Source organism: Streptomyces sp. NPDC028910, assembly GCF_055564955.1.
The window spans coordinates 1-14,193 of record NZ_JBVHVF010000033.1; the positions used below are offsets into that span (position 1 = coordinate 1).

General features: G+C 70.2%; 13 protein-coding genes. All 13 read right to left on the reverse strand.

Annotated elements, in window-relative coordinates:
• Positions 1-173: 173 nt before the first annotated feature.
• A complete protein-coding gene (locus ACZ4TV_RS29520; RefSeq protein WP_468138143.1) occupies positions 174-2,111 on the reverse strand; it encodes a peptidoglycan binding domain-containing protein in 1,938 nt (645 codons plus the stop codon).
• A 215-nt stretch (positions 2,112-2,326) separates the two neighbouring features.
• Positions 2,327-2,710: a DUF6113 family protein gene (locus ACZ4TV_RS29525; protein ID WP_468138144.1), complete on the reverse strand. Its 384-nt coding sequence runs from the start codon at positions 2,708-2,710 to the stop codon at positions 2,327-2,329.
• Entirely contained in the window at positions 2,707-3,615 is a 909-nt protein-coding gene (gene mshB / locus ACZ4TV_RS29530) for an N-acetyl-1-D-myo-inositol-2-amino-2-deoxy-alpha-D-glucopyranoside deacetylase (protein ID WP_468138145.1), read from the reverse strand. Before mshB ends, ACZ4TV_RS29525 begins: the two co-directional genes overlap by 4 nt.
• A gap of 23 nt (positions 3,616-3,638) precedes the next feature.
• Positions 3,639-3,833 (reverse strand): hypothetical protein, encoded by a 195-nt coding sequence (locus ACZ4TV_RS29535; RefSeq protein ID WP_468138146.1) that lies wholly within the window; start codon positions 3,831-3,833, stop codon positions 3,639-3,641.
• Positions 3,834-4,185: 352 nt separating this feature from the next.
• Positions 4,186-5,277, reverse strand: a complete 1,092-nt coding sequence (locus tag ACZ4TV_RS29540; RefSeq protein WP_468138147.1) for an ABC transporter ATP-binding protein — start codon at positions 5,275-5,277, stop codon at positions 4,186-4,188.
• Positions 5,270-6,253, reverse strand: a complete 984-nt coding sequence (locus ACZ4TV_RS29545) for an ABC transporter ATP-binding protein (protein WP_468138148.1) — start codon at positions 6,251-6,253, stop codon at positions 5,270-5,272. Before ACZ4TV_RS29545 ends, ACZ4TV_RS29540 begins: the two co-directional genes overlap by 8 nt.
• Before the next feature lie 12 nt (positions 6,254-6,265).
• Positions 6,266-7,357, reverse strand: coding sequence for an ABC transporter permease (locus ACZ4TV_RS29550; RefSeq protein WP_468138149.1), 1,092 nt, complete (start codon positions 7,355-7,357; stop codon positions 6,266-6,268).
• Positions 7,350-8,273, reverse strand: a complete 924-nt coding sequence (locus ACZ4TV_RS29555; protein ID WP_468138150.1) for an ABC transporter permease — start codon at positions 8,271-8,273, stop codon at positions 7,350-7,352. Before ACZ4TV_RS29555 ends, ACZ4TV_RS29550 begins: the two co-directional genes overlap by 8 nt.
• A 30-nt stretch (positions 8,274-8,303) precedes the next feature.
• The gene (locus ACZ4TV_RS29560) at positions 8,304-9,938 is read right to left on the reverse strand and encodes a peptide ABC transporter substrate-binding protein (RefSeq protein ID WP_468138151.1); all 1,635 of its coding nucleotides are present in this window, start codon (positions 9,936-9,938) and stop codon (positions 8,304-8,306) included.
• Positions 9,939-10,045: 107 nt separating this feature from the next.
• The gene (locus tag ACZ4TV_RS29565; protein WP_468138152.1) at positions 10,046-10,978 is read right to left on the reverse strand and encodes a GNAT family N-acetyltransferase; all 933 of its coding nucleotides are present in this window, start codon (positions 10,976-10,978) and stop codon (positions 10,046-10,048) included.
• A 134-nt stretch (positions 10,979-11,112) separates the two neighbouring features.
• A complete protein-coding gene (locus tag ACZ4TV_RS29570) occupies positions 11,113-12,165 on the reverse strand; it encodes an ABC transporter ATP-binding protein (protein ID WP_468138153.1) in 1,053 nt (350 codons plus the stop codon).
• Positions 12,158-13,249: an ABC transporter ATP-binding protein gene (locus tag ACZ4TV_RS29575; RefSeq protein ID WP_468138154.1), complete on the reverse strand. Its 1,092-nt coding sequence runs from the start codon at positions 13,247-13,249 to the stop codon at positions 12,158-12,160. The genes ACZ4TV_RS29570 and ACZ4TV_RS29575 overlap by 8 nt, the downstream gene beginning before the upstream one ends.
• A 9-nt stretch (positions 13,250-13,258) precedes the next feature.
• Entirely contained in the window at positions 13,259-14,182 is a 924-nt protein-coding gene (locus ACZ4TV_RS29580; protein WP_468138156.1) for an ABC transporter permease, read from the reverse strand.
• Positions 14,183-14,193 lie beyond the last annotated feature (11 nt).

Sequence of the window (14,193 nt, forward strand, 5' to 3'; positions counted from 1 at the left end):
TCCCCCTCCCCCCCCCCCCCCCCCCCCCCCTCCCCCCCCCCCCCCCCCTCTTCCCCCCCCCCCCCCCCCCCCCCGGCGAGGCTGAGGGTGGCTCCGCCGAAGCCGGGTTTGGGTCCGCCGAGGCGGGGGTGGGCCGGCGAAGCCGGGTTTGGCGCCGCCGAGGCGGGGGTGGGCTAGGACGCGTTGGTTTCGATGACTACGATCCGCTCCGCCGGGGTCTTGCCGCGCAGGGCCTTGGTGAGGGCGCCCGCCACGTCCTGCGGGGTGACCGCAGTCTTGGCGCCGGTGCCGCGGGTGATCAGGATCCCGTCGAAGGTGTTCCCGTAGGTCGCCTTGAGCGCCTCCAGGTCGAACTTCTCGGTCAGGCGGCCCTCCACGGCCTGCATGCTGAGGATCTTGGGCAGGGACTTGCTGCCGAAGGCGATGGACTTGGTGCCCACCTTGACGGTGGCGTTGGCGGACATCGCGGGCTCCGCGAACTCCTTCATGGCCCGGTCCAGTTCGGCCTGGTCGATGACCGGCGCCTTGGTGGTGGTCGGCAGTTCGGCCACGGCCGCCTTGCCGGTGGCGACCTGGTCGCGGAAGGCCTTGGTGACCTGCTCGACCGAGCCGTCCACGTCGAGGGTGGTGCCGGGCTTGCCGGGGACGGCGACGGCCTTGCCGGTGTCGAAGGTGATCGTGCCCTCGGTGGCCGTGCCCGCCGTGCCGGCGAGCTCCTGCAGCGCGACCTGGAGCTTCTCCTCGTCGACCGGCATCACGGGGTCGGCGACCCGCTCGTTGCCGAGGAGCGAGCCGATGACCGTGACGGGGTTGTAGTCGCTGCCGGCCGCGTTGCGGACGGTGGTCTGGCTGTCCAGGGTCAGGCCGGCCTTCTCGGGCTTCAGCTCGACCTGCTTGCCGCCGACACTGAGCTGGATCGGGGCGGCGGCGCGGGTGCCGAAGGCCGTCTGGAGCTTGGACACGGCGTCGTCGCGGCTGCCGCTGATGTCGACGCCGAGGACGGTGGTGCCCTTGGGGACGTCGGAGTGGTTCAGGAGCAGCCCGGCGCCGTAGGCCACGCCGAGGAGGGCCACGATGCCGCCGCCGAGCAGGACCAGCTTGGAGCGGCCCTTCTTGGCGGGTTTGGCGGTGGCCTTCTGCTGCGCGGCCGCGGGGCGGGGTACGGCGGGTGCGGGCGCCGGTACCGGGGTCGGCAGCGGGACGTCCAGCTCCGGGCCGGGCCAGCGGGGCGCTCCCTCGGCGGGAGGCCCGCCGACGGGGCCGCCGACGGGACCGGTCCCGAAGCCGGGGCCGCCGGTCGGTCCGGCGGGGCCTGCGCCGGCCTGGCCGCCGTAGGCGGGAAACGCCTCGGTGGCGGGACCGCCATCGGCCTGGTCGCTCCCGTACGCCGGGAAGTCCTGGGTCGTCCAGATACCCCGGCCGTAGTCCGACACGGGCATCGGCGGGGTGCCGGGCCGCACGTGGGCGGCGTCCGGCGGCGGAACCTGGGTGCGCGGCGGCGCGAAGCCCGCGCCCGCCGCGCCCGGCGGCGGGGTGGCCGCGGGGCCGCGTACGGGCCGCTGGGCGAGCGGCGGGGCGGGCGCGGCCGGCGGCGTCTGCGCCGGGGCCGGGGCGGCCGGCTTGCGGGGGGCGAACCAGTTGCTGGCGGCCTCCTCACCGGCTTCGGCCGGAGCGCCTCCCTGAGCGCGGGGCGGCTCCGGCGCGGCCTCGATCCGGGTCGGCTGGGGCTTCGGGAACGGCGGAAGCGGCGGCCCGGGCGTCGGCTCGGGCGCCTGGCCCGGAGTCTGGTCGGGCGCCTGCGGCCCGGCGTCGGCCGGGCCGGAGCTGTTGCCCATCGCCTTGCGCACGACCACCGGCGGGATCGGCCGCGAACCCGGGATGTTGATCCGGATCCGGGTCGTCAGGGTGGTTTCGGTCTTGGGCCCGTCGGATTCGGGCGTGGACGGCTTCGAGGTCACAGGGTTCTCCTCCGGAGCGGTCGCCGCACCAGGCCCAGGCGGCACAGTCGTGGACGTTTGCTGGCCGGTTCCATACGGCGGCGTACCCGAGGGGTAAGCGGCTCCACCGTGCCCCTTGGGCCCGGAGGACGAACTGTCGGTTTCACGACTCAAGGCAGGTTCTCCCGGTTGGCTCCGCCGCCCGTCATACCGTGCGCGGGCAGCTCGGCGGCCCGTCCACCATACTGGCCGCCGCCCGCGCGCAACTGACTGCGGGGAATCAGGGGTTCCTCATAGCGCCCGCCAAACCCCCCTGAAGCGCCCCGCGAACCCCCGCGCGCCCCCACGAACCGGCGTGAATCGAAGTCCCTACGGGGTCCGACACCACGTCACTTGGCGGGCCGCGCGGCTGAAATCGACCGATCCCGCGGATCGCGCATCGTGGCGCACATCACAGCGAGAACCGTTCCCCCCAAAAGGTAGGCGTACATGCCGATTCCGGACGAACTGAGGAGGAAGTCGCCCTCGGGGCGCGGGACGGCGAGCATCACGTACGCGAGGAACCAGCCGGCCGCGGCCCCGCCCACGCCGAAGCCGGTCCCGAGGGCGATCCGGCCCCCGAGGAAGAGCCCGAAGACGGCGAGCAGCGCGAGCACGAGGCCGCCGGGGAACCACAGGTCCACCACCAGCCAGCCGGCCGCGCCGGTGAGCGCGCCCACGGCGAGCAGGCCCAGGGATGCGGCGATCCGCCCCGCCGTCAGCGTGCCGGTCATGCCTCCACCCCCGCGAAGAGGTCGTGTTCGCGCGTGCCCGCCGGGGCGCCCGGCCGGCCCTCGACGAGTTCGTAGTACTCGCGGGCGAACAGGGGCTGCGCCAGGTCGTTGGAGAGCGCGAAGAAGGGTCCGTCCACGGCGATCTGGGTGGCGTGGGCCCGCATGGCGGCCGCCTTCGCCGCCGCGAAGGTCTGCTCGGCCGGCCGGGCGTCGCCGATCTCGGCGGTGATCTGCTCGTCGGCGACGACCCCCGGCACGTCCTCGGGCGAGGCCAGCCCCGGGAAGGGGGCTTTGACCCCGGCCGCGCGCAGCCTGGCGAAGCCCTCCTCGACCACCGAGAGCGGGACGCGGTTCCAGTAGATCTTCTCGATCGCGTGGGGCTCGCCGAGGTCGCGCCGGTACGCGCTCTCCGCCGCCAGTTCGGCGGCGCGCATGGCGACCCGGTGGGCCTGGATGTGGTCGGGGTGCCCGTACCCGCCGTCCGGGTCGTACGTGACGAGCACCTGCGGGCGCAGCTCCCGGATCACCTCCACGAGGTAGGCCGCGGCCTCGTCCACGTCGGCGGACCAGAAGGCCTCCGGGCGGTGGTTCTGCGGGGCGCCCATCATCCCGGAGTCCCGGAAGCGGCCGGGGCCGCCGAGGAACCGGTGGTCGTGGACGCCCAGTTCGGCCATGGCGGCGGCCAGCTCGCCGACGCGGTGGGCGCCGAGGGTGTCGTCGCGGTCGGCCGTCAGGTGGGCGAGCCCGGGCGGGATGACCTCGCCCTCCTCGCCCAGGGTGCAGGTCACCAACGCGACATGAGCGCCCTCGGCCGCGTACTTGGCCATGGTGACGCCGTTGTTGATCGACTCGTCGTCGGGGTGCGCGTGCACGAGGAGCAGACGACGGGCGGGAAGACCGTTCATGGGCCCTAGCCTAGGTGGGCGTCCTAGAACTTGAGGCCACTGATCATGGTCGCCACATTCGACGTGAGCTGACTGAGGGTCGGGGCGACGGTGGAACTCGCCAGGTAGAAGCCCAGGAGCACACAGACCACCGCGTGTCCCGCCTTCAGTCCCGACCTTCGGACCAGCAGGAAGACGATGATCGCCAGCAGCACCACGGCGGAGATCGAGAGTGCCACGGCGTTTCACCTCCACGTCGAGCGGACATCGGTACGCGTATTCGTGCTCGGCGAGAGTCATACCCACCGTGCGCTACGGATCATAACTATCCGTGCCAGCGCATCGATCGAAATCCGGCAGCACGAGGGGCGCACGCCGCGCATGAGTGGGGTCACGGGGAGGCCGGCCGGAGAGTCTGTACGCCTCCCCGGCCGGCTGTCGGCACCCGCACGGCCGCACGTCGTCCAGGCTGCATGCCCCAGATCTCGGGGCAGAAACGGTCAAGTTGCCCCCGTGTAAACCGTGTTGCGGGGGCGGTGGTGGTTTCCACGCCGGAAACACCGGCGGTGGCCGGAAATAATCGGTCGGCGGCTATTCCTTCGTCGGCGGAGCCTGCGGAGGCTGCGGAGGCTGCGGCGCAGGTGGTGGTGGAGTAGGCGGGGCGGTCGGCGGGACCACCTGCTTCTCCGCCGCGAAGTGACAGGCCGAGGGGTGCGCCGCCGGGCCCGAGGGGAAGACCCCGGGGACCGCGAGCAGCGGCACCTCCACCACGCACCGCTCCTGCGCCTTCCAGCAGCGGGTGCGGAAGGGGCAGCCCGACGGCGGGTTGGCCGGGGACGGGACGTCGCCGGCCAGCAGGATGCGCTCGCGGTGGGCGCGTGCCCCCGGGTCGGGAACCGGGACGGCGGAGAGCAGCGCCTGGGTGTACGGGTGGGTAGGGTGGTCGTAGATCTGGGTGTCGGAGCCGATCTCGACGATCCGGCCCAGGTACATGACGCCGACCCGGTCGGAGATGTGCCGCACGATCGAGAGGTCGTGCGCGATGAAGACGTAGGACAGGTCGAAGTCGCTCTGGAGCCGCTCCAGCAGGTTGATCACCTGGGCCTGGACGGAGACGTCGAGCGCGGAGACCGGCTCGTCGGCCACGATGATCTCGGGCCGCAGGGCCAGGCCCCGGGCGATGCCGATGCGCTGGCGCTGGCCGCCGGAGAACTGGTGCGGGTAGCGGTTGATGTACTCGGGGTTCAGGCCGACGACGTCCAGCAGCTCCTGGACCTTCTGCCGGCGCGAACCCCTCGGCGCGACCTCGGGGTGGATCTCGTACGGCTCGCCGATGATGTCGCCGACCGTCATGCGCGGGTTCAGCGAGGTGTACGGGTCCTGGAACACCATCTGGATGTTGCGGCGCACGGCCTTCAGGGCGCGCCCCGACAGCTTCGTGATGTCCTCGCCCTTGTACGAGATCGCGCCCGCCGTCGGCCGCTCCAGGTGGACCAGCATCTTGGCCACGGTCGACTTGCCGCAGCCGGACTCGCCGACGATGCCCAGCGTCTCGCCGGCGCGCAGGTCGAAGGAGACCCCGTCGACGGCCTTGACCGCGCCGACCTGCCTGCGGAAGACGATGCCCCGGGTCAGCGGGTAGTGCTTGACCAGGTCCTTCACTTCCAGAAGGGACTCAGCCATGGAGGCACTCCTTCCAGAAGTGGCAGGCGCTGGTCCGCTCCACGGGCGACTCGGTCACCTCGTACAGCGGCGGGACGTCGGTGCGGCACACCGCCCGCGCCATCGGGCAGCGCGGGTTGAAGGCGCAGCCGGGCGGGATGGCCAGCAGGTTCGGCGGCAGGCCCTTGATCGCGTACAGCTCCTGGCCCTTCTGGTCCAGGCGCGGGATGGAGTCCAGCAGGCCGCGCGTGTACGGGTGCGCGGGCGCCTGGTAGATCTCGTGGACCGGGGCCGCCTCGACGATCCGGCCCGCGTACATGACGGCGATCTTGTCGGCCACGTCCGCGACCACGCCCAGGTCGTGGGTGATCAGGATGAGGCCCATGTTCAGCTCGCGCTGGAGCTCGGCCAGCAGGTCCATCACCTGGGCCTGGACGGTGACGTCCAGGGCCGTCGTGGGCTCGTCCGCGATGATCAGCGAGGGTTCCAGGGCCAGCGCCATGGCGATCATGATGCGCTGGCGCATGCCGCCCGAGAACTGGTGCGGGTAGTCCCCCACCCGCTCCTTCGCCGCCGGGATCCTCACCCGGTCCATCAGTTCGACGGCCCTGGCCCTGGCGTCCTTGCGGGACATCCCGCGGTGGACCTCGTACATCTCGCCGAGCTGCGCGCCCACGCTCAGGACCGGGTTCAGGGAGGACAGCGCGTCCTGGAAGATCATCGCCATGTCGGCGCCGCGGATCCTGCGCCGCTCCTCCTCCTTCATCTTCAGCAGGTCCCGGCCCTTGAAGAGGATCTCGCCGCCCGCGATCCGGCCCGGCGGCACGTCGAGGATGCCCATCACGGCCTGGGCGGTCACCGACTTGCCGGAGCCGGACTCGCCGAGCACGGCGAGCGTCTCGCCCTCGTCCACCGCGTAGTCGACTCCGTTGACCGCCTTCGCGACTCCGTCGCGCGTCTTGAATTCCACGTGCAGGTCGCGGACTTCGAGCAGCATGTGCGGGGCTCCTCAGCGCAGCTTGGGGTCGAGGGCGTCGCGCACCGCGTCGCCGAGCATGATGAAGGCGAGCACGGTCAGGCTGAGCGCGCCCGCCGGGTAGAGCAGCATGTGGGGGGCGTTGCGGATCTGCGAGGCCGCGTTGGAGATGTCGATGCCCCAGGAGACGGTGGGCGGGCGCAGGCCCACGCCGAGGAAGGACAGGGTGGCCTCCAGGGCGATGTACGTGCCCAGCGCGATCGTGGCGACGACGATGACGGGGGCGACGGCGTTGGGCGCCACGTGCCGCAGCAGCATCCGGCCGTTGCCGGCGCCCAGGGCCCGGGCGGCCTGGACGTAGTCGTTCTGTTTGGCGGTGATCACCGAGCCGCGGGCGATGCGGGCGATCTGCGGCCAGCCCAGCAGCACGATGAAGCCGATCACGGGCCAGACGGTGGTGCTGGTGACGACGGACAGGAAGACGAGGCCGCCGAGGACGACCGGGATGCCGAAGAAGATGTCGGCGACCCGGGAGAGCAGCGCGTCGCCCCAGCCGCCGAAGAAGCCGGCGAGCCCGCCGAGCACGGAGCCGAGCAGGGCCGCGCCGAGGGTGGCGCAGATGCCCACGGTGATGGAGGCGCGGGCTCCGTAGACGGTGCGGGTGTAGACGTCGCAGCCCTGCGTGTCATAGCCGAAGGGGTGGCCGGGGGCGGAGCCCTGCTGCGATTTGGACAGGTCGCACTGGAGCGGGTCACCGCCGGCGATGAGCTGGGGCCAGATCGAGATGACGACGAGGAAGAGGATCAACAGCGAGGAGAGGACGAAGACGGGATTGCGGCGCAGCTGGTGCCAGGCGTCGGACCACAGGGAGCGGGCCCGCTCCGTGGGGCCGGGGCCGGGACTGGGGCCGGGACCGGGGCCGGGGCCGCTGGCCGGGCCCTGGACCTTCTCGATGCCCTCGACGCTCTCGGCCTCCTCCAGGGCGAGGTCCATGGCCCCTCCCTGGCCGGTGGGTGACATCGCCTCGCGGGGACGGGGACCGACCGGGTCGTAACCGCCGGGCCCTTCTGGGCGCTCGGGACGCTCGGGACGCTCGGGACGCTCGGGACGCTCGGGCTCAGGCATAACGGATCCTCGGGTCCAGGACCGCGTAGAGCAGGTCGACGAGCAGGTTCGCCACCAGGAAGACGATGACGAGGATGGTCACGAAGCCCACGACGGTGGGCGAGTTGTTGCGCAGGATGCCCTGGTAGAGCTGGTAGCCGACGCCGTGGATGTTGAAGATGCGCTCGGTGACGATGGCGCCGCCCATCAGGGCGCCGATGTCGGTGCCGATGAAGGTGACCACCGGGATCAGTGAGTTGCGCAGCAGGTGGCGGGTGATCACCCGGTGGCGGGGCAGGCCCTTGGCGACGGCGGTACGGACGTAGTCGGCCTTCACGTTCTCGGCGATGGAGGTGCGGGAGAGCCGGGTGACGTAGGCGAGGGAGACCAGCGCGAGGACGATGCCGGGCAGGAGCAGCTCGTTGAAGGGGGCGTCCGGGGAGACGGTGGGCCGTACCCAGCCCCATTTGACGCCGAGGACGAACTGGAGCAGGTAGCCCGTCACAAAGGTGGGCACCGAGATGACCACGAGGGTGAGCACGAGCAGGCTGGTGTCGACGGCCTTGCCGCGGCGCAGGCCGCTGATCACGCCGAGCGTGATGCCGACGAGGATCTCGATGACGATCGCGACGATGGTCAGGCGCAGGGTGACGGGGAAGGCGCTGGCCATCAGCTCCGTGACCTTCTGTCCGTTGAAGGCCGTGCCGAAGTCGCCCTGGAAGATCTGGCCCATGTAGTGGAGGTACTGCTTCCACAGGGGCTGGTCGAGGTAGAGGTCCTTGCGGATGCGCGCGGCGGTGGCCGGGTCGGGGGCCTTGTCGCCGAAGAGGGCCGCGACCGGATCACCGAGCGCGTACACCATGAAGAAGATCAGGAACGTGCTGCCGATGAACACCGGGATCATCTGCAGCAGCCGCCGGATCACATAACGTCCCATGGACTGCTCCAGGATCGATCCGTACGAGGGTCAGCTGACCTTGATCGCGTCGTAGACCGGCACGCTGAACTGGTTGAGGGTCACGTCCGAGACCCGCTCGGAGTAGCCGGCGCTGCCGTTCTGGTACCAGAGCGGGATGGACGGCATCTGCTCGGCGAGGATCTTCTCCGCGTCCTGGAACTTGGTGATCGCCTTGGCGGCGTCGCTCTCCGCGTTGGCCTCGTCGACGAGCTTGTCGAGGTCGGTATTGCTGAACTTGCCGTAGTTCGAGGAGGCGCCGGTGGTGTAGAGCGGCTCCAGGAAGTTCTGGATCAGCGGGTAGTCAGCCTGCCAGCCCGAGCGGAAGGGGCCGGTCAGCTTGAAGCTGGTCTGCCGGTTCCTGAAGTCGGCGAAGGTACCGACAGGGTTGACGGTGCAGACCGGCCCCTCGCTCAGCGCGTTGTTGATGCTGTTGCAGACGGCGTCCATCCAGTCGCGGTGCGAGCCGGTGTCCACGTTGGAGGTGAGCGTGACCTTGCCGCCGGGCAGGCCGCCGCCCTCCTGGATGAGCCTCTTGGCCTCGACGGGGTCGAACTTGCAGGCGTCGCCGCAAAGAGTGGAGTTGAAGCCGCCCTTCTCGCCGAGGGCGGGCGAGGTCCAGTCCTTCGCGGGGGTGCGGGTGTCGCGGAAGATCTGCTTGGTGATCTCGTCGCGGTTGATGGCCATGGAGATGCCACGGCGGACCTTTTCCATGCCCTCCTTGCTCCACTGCGGGTCGTACAGCGGGAAGGTGAGGGTCTGGATGATGAGGGCCGGCTGGTTGATGTAGCGGTCGCCGAGGTCGTTCTTGACGTTCTTCAGCTGCTGCGCCGGGACGTCGTCGACGAGGTCGAGGTTGCCGGAGATCAGGTCGGTGTAGGCGGTGTTGTTGTCGGTGTAGACCTTCAGGTCCACTCCGCCGTTCTGTGCCTTGTCCTCGCCGGGGTAGCCGTCCCACTTGCGCAGCTTCATGCCGGCGCCCTTGGTGTACGAGTCCACCGTGTACGGGCCGTTGCCGATGGGCTTGTTCAGCCAGCCGGCGTGGTCGGTGAAGAAGGCCTTGGGCAGCGGGGAGAAGGCCTGGTAGCCGAGGGTCTCGGGCCAGGTGGAGAACTTCTGCGTCAGGGCGACGGTGAAGGTCTTGGCGTCCTTGACGACCAGGCCGGACATGGTCTTGGCCTTGGGCTCGCCGGATGCCGGGTGCACATCGGTGAACCCGACGATGTACTCGAAGAACGGCGTCGCGTTGTTCTGCTTGTTGCGCACGTCGGCGGCGTAGTTCCAGGCGTCCACGAAGGACTGGGCGGTGACCGGCTCGTCGTTGCTGAACTTCCAGCCGTCCTTCAGCGTGACGGTGAAGTTCTGGTTGTCGGTCGTCTCGATCTTCTCGGCGAGCATGTTCTTCGCCTCGCCGGTCTTCGGGTCATAGCGCTTCAGACCCCGGAAGATCATGTCGAGGACCTTGCCACCCTGGACCTCGTTGGTGTTGGCCGGCTCCAGAGGGTTCTGCGGGTCACCCCACGAGGAGCTGACGATTCCCGCCTCGCCAGCGCCTGCGCCGCCGTCGTCGCCGCCGCCGCAGGCCGTCGCCGCGAGAGCGACGGCCACCGCACATGCGGCCCACTTGGCGTGGGTGGCTCCGCGCATGGAGTGCCTCCTAAAGGTCCCAAGATTCACTTAGGGGCCAATGTCACCCTATGTAGGGCGGCTTGCACTCCTGGTTGGACCAATTGCACCCGCGTGTGATGCGCCTGTCACCCCTGCGAGTGCACGGCCAGTTCCAGCTCCCAGCTGTCGACCGCGTAGTACAGGTCCATGCCGTGCGCCTCGTAGAGCGCGAGGGCGCCGCTCTCGTTGTGGGTGTCCACGCCGAGGCCCACCGTGTCCCGGCCGCGCGCCGCGTAGACGGCGAAGGCGTGGCGCAGCAGGAAGCCGCCGATGCCGCGGCCGCGCAGGTCCTCGCGCACGCCGAGGTAGTTGAGCCAGCCCATGCTCGTACGGTCGTCCCGGCTGAGCAGCACGCCCACGTCGCCCTGGCCGGGCAGGCTCGCGATCCACACCAGCGACCAGTCGAGCTTGCGGCCGTCGATGTGGTCCAGCCAGGGCTCGTACGCGCGCCGCACGTGGCCGAAGTGCGCCGCGAAGGCCTCCTCGACCAGGGCGTGGGCCCTGCGGTGGTCGGCCTCGTCGTCGGCGCAGTGCCGCAGGGTGAGTCCGGCGGGCGCGGCCGGCGGAAGGTCGCCGGCCCGGGTCAACGCGCGGGTCATGACCTGGTAGCGGCGGATGGTGCGGTAGCCGCGCCCGGTGAGGAGGGAGAGGTCGAGGGTGGGTTTCACGTTGAGCTGGAGTCGCAGGACGCCGGGACCGGCGGCCAGTTGCCGGGCCCGGGCCTCCATGTGCTCCAGCAGCAGGAGGGCGGCTTCCCGGTGGCCGGGCAGGACGTAGTGGTCCCCGTCGACGCGGCCGGGCCCGGAATCCGCCCAGACGAAGGCGTAGGCCACGAGCCGGCCGTCCTGGAAGGCGAGCCAGGAGTCGGCGGCGAGGTCCGCGTCGGGGAGGTTGAGGTCGGCCTCGACGCTGCCCAGGTCGGTCTCCGGGCGGCCGATCTCGATCACGTCGACGGCGTTCAGCAGGGCGCAGATGTCGGCCGCGTCTCCGGGCCCGGCGGGCCGTACGGTGAGGGTCATTGCGCCACTGTCCGACCCGGGCTCCCGGGGCCGCAACCGGTTTCCTTAGGGACCGGGGGTGTCCGGCGGAAACGGCCGGTCCCCGGCGCCTTGTGGGGCGCCGGGGACCGGCCGTCGGGTCGTGCGGTCGCGGGTCAGACGGCCAGGATGGCCTTCTCCTCCGCGAAGTGGCACGCCGAGTCGTGCGCGGCCAGGGTGTCCTGGCCCTTGAAGCGCTCCGGGATCGCCAGCAGCGGCTCCTCGGTGGCGCACTTGTCCTGGGCCTTCCAGCAGCGGGTGCGGAAGCGGCAGCCCGACGGCGGGTTGGCCGGGGACGGGACGTCGCCGGTGAGGATGATGCGCTCGCGGCCCTCGCGGGCCTCCGGGTCGGGGACCGGGACGGCGGAGAGCAGCGCCTGGGTGTACGGGTGCGTGGGGTGCTCGTAGATCTGGGCGTCGGAGCCGATCTCGGCCATCTTGCCCAGGTACATGACGCCCACGCGGTCCGAGATGTGCCGGACGATCGACAGGTCGTGCGCGATGAAGAGGTAGGAGAGGTTGAACTCGTCCTGGAGCTTCTCCATCAGGTTGATGACCTGCGCCTGCACCGACACGTCGAGCGCGGAGACCGGCTCGTCGCAGATGATGATCTCGGGCTGGAGCGCGAGGCCGCGGGCGATGCCGATGCGCTGGCGCTGACCGCCGGAGAACTGGTGCGGGTACCGGTTGATGTACTCCGGGTTCAGGCCCACGACGTCCAGGAGCTCCTGGACCTTGCGGCGCCGGTCACCCTTGGGAGCCACCTCGGGGTGGATCTCGAAGGGCTCGCCGATGATGTCGCCGACCGTCATGCGCGGGTTCAGCGAGGTGTACGGGTCCTGGAACACCATCTGGATGTTGCGGCGGACGGCCTTGAGGGCCTTGCCGGACAGCCGGCTGATGTCCTCGCCCTTGTAGAGGACCTGGCCCGCGGTGGCGCGCTCCAGGTTCATCAGCAGCTTGGCGACCGTGGACTTGCCGCAGCCGGACTCGCCGACGATGCCGAGGGTCTCGCCCTGGTAGAGGTCGAAGGAGACCCCGTCGACCGCCTTGACCGCGCCGACCTGCTTCTTGAACAGGATGCCCTGGGTCAGCGGGAAGTGCTTGACCAGGTTGCGGACCTGGAGGATCGGCTCGCGCTCGGTGGCGTTCTTGGTGAGCTCAGCCATGGATCTGATCCTTCCAGAAGTGGCACGCGCTGCCGCGGCCGGGCAGTTCGGTGCCGTCCTGCTCGGTGACCGGGTGCAGCACCGGGATCTCCGTACGGCAGATGTCCTGCGCCTTGGGGCAGCGCGGGCTGAAGGCGCAGCCCGCGGGGATGCGGAGCAGGTTGGGCGGCAGGCCCTTGATCGCGTAGAGCTCCTGGCCCTTCTGGTCCAGGCGCGGGATCGAGTCGAGCAGGCCCCGGGTGTACGGGTGGGACGGGCGCTTGTAGATCTCGTGGACCGGAGCGGTCTCGACGATCCGGCCCGCGTACATGACCGCGATCTTGTCCGCGACGTCGGCGACCACGCCGAGGTCGTGGGTGATCAGGATCAGGCCCATGTTCATCTCGCGCTGGAGCTCCGCGAGCAGGTCCATGACCTGTGCCTGGACCGTCACGTCGAGAGCCGTGGTGGGCTCGTCCGCGATGATCAGGTCCGGCTCCAGGGCCAGCGCCATGGCGATCATGATGCGCTGGCGCATACCGCCGGAGAACTGGTGCGGGTAGTCGCCCACGCGCGCCTTGGCGGCCGGGATCTTCACCCGGTCCATGAGCTCGATGGCCTTGACCTTCGAGTCCTTCTTGGACATGCCGCGGTGCACCCGGAACATCTCGCCGAGCTGGTCGCCCACCGAGTAGACCGGGTTCAGGGAGGACAGCGCGTCCTGGAAGATCATCGCCATCTTGTTGCCGCGGAGCTTGCGGCGCTCCTCGTCGGACATCTTGAGGATGTCCTTGCCGTGGAAGCGCACCTCGCCGCCCGCGACCCGTCCGGGCGGGCTGTCGAGAATGCCCATGATCGCCTGGGCGGTGACGGACTTGCCGGAGCCGGACTCGCCGAGCACGGCGAGGGTCTCGCCGGAATTGACGCTGTAGCTCACGCCGTTGACGGCCTTGGCGACCCCGTCACGGGTCTTGAACTCGACCTGGAGGTTGTCCACCTCCAGCAGCGGCACGGCGGACCCGCCGCCCGTCTCCGCAACGCTGAGAATCTCCGACGTCGTCACGCCGCCACCTTCGTCCTGCTTGCTGATGTTGTCTCGGGGCATCGGGCGGCCCTACCGGAGCTTCGGGTCGAGCGCGTCACGCAGGCCGTCGCCGACGAAGGCGAAGCCGAGCACGGTGACGACGACGAACAGGCTGGGGAAGTACCACAGGTAGTCATTGACGCCGATGAATGCCTGACCGGCCGCCAGCATGTTGCCCCACTCCGGGACGTCGACGGGGACGCCGGCGCCGAGGAAGGACAGCGCGGCCACGCCGATGATCGTGGTGCCGACGTTGAAGGTCGCGTAGACCAGTACGGCGGTCATCGAGTTGGGCAGGATGTGCGTGCGCACGATCCGCCAGCCGCTGGCGCCGAGCGCCTTGGCCGCGTGGACGTAGTCCATCTCGCGCACCGACAGGATCGAGCTGCGCAGGAGCCTGGACACGGTCGCCCAGGAGAAGATCGCCAGCGAGATGATCACCGGGGTGATACCGCGGCCGGTGACCAGGATGATGACGACGGCGCCGATCATCAGCGGGAACGCGAGGAAGACGTCCGCGACGCGCATGACCAGGGTGTCGGCGAAGCCGGCGAAGTAACCGGCGATGGCGCCGAGGGCGACACCGATCAGCACCGCGAAGAAGATCGAGGCGAGGCCGACGAACATGGCGACGCGGGTGCCGGCGATGAGGCGCGAGAACATGTCGCGGCCCAGGGCGTCGGTGCCCATCCAGTGCGTGCCGTTGGGCGAGGCGAGGGTGTTCTCCAGGTCCTGCGCCGCCGGGTCGAACGGCGTGAGCATGTTGCCGAAGATGGCGGTCAGGAACAGGACGCAGATGATGACGAGACCGACGACGGCCAGTTTGTTCTGGACGTAGCGGTGACGGATCTCGCCCCACTGGCTCAGTTGCTTGGGTGCGGGTTCGGCCGTGGCCGAAGCGGACGACACGGGGTTCTCGTCCCCGATCGCCGGGCTCGTTGCGAGCTCAGACATGAGGAAATCCT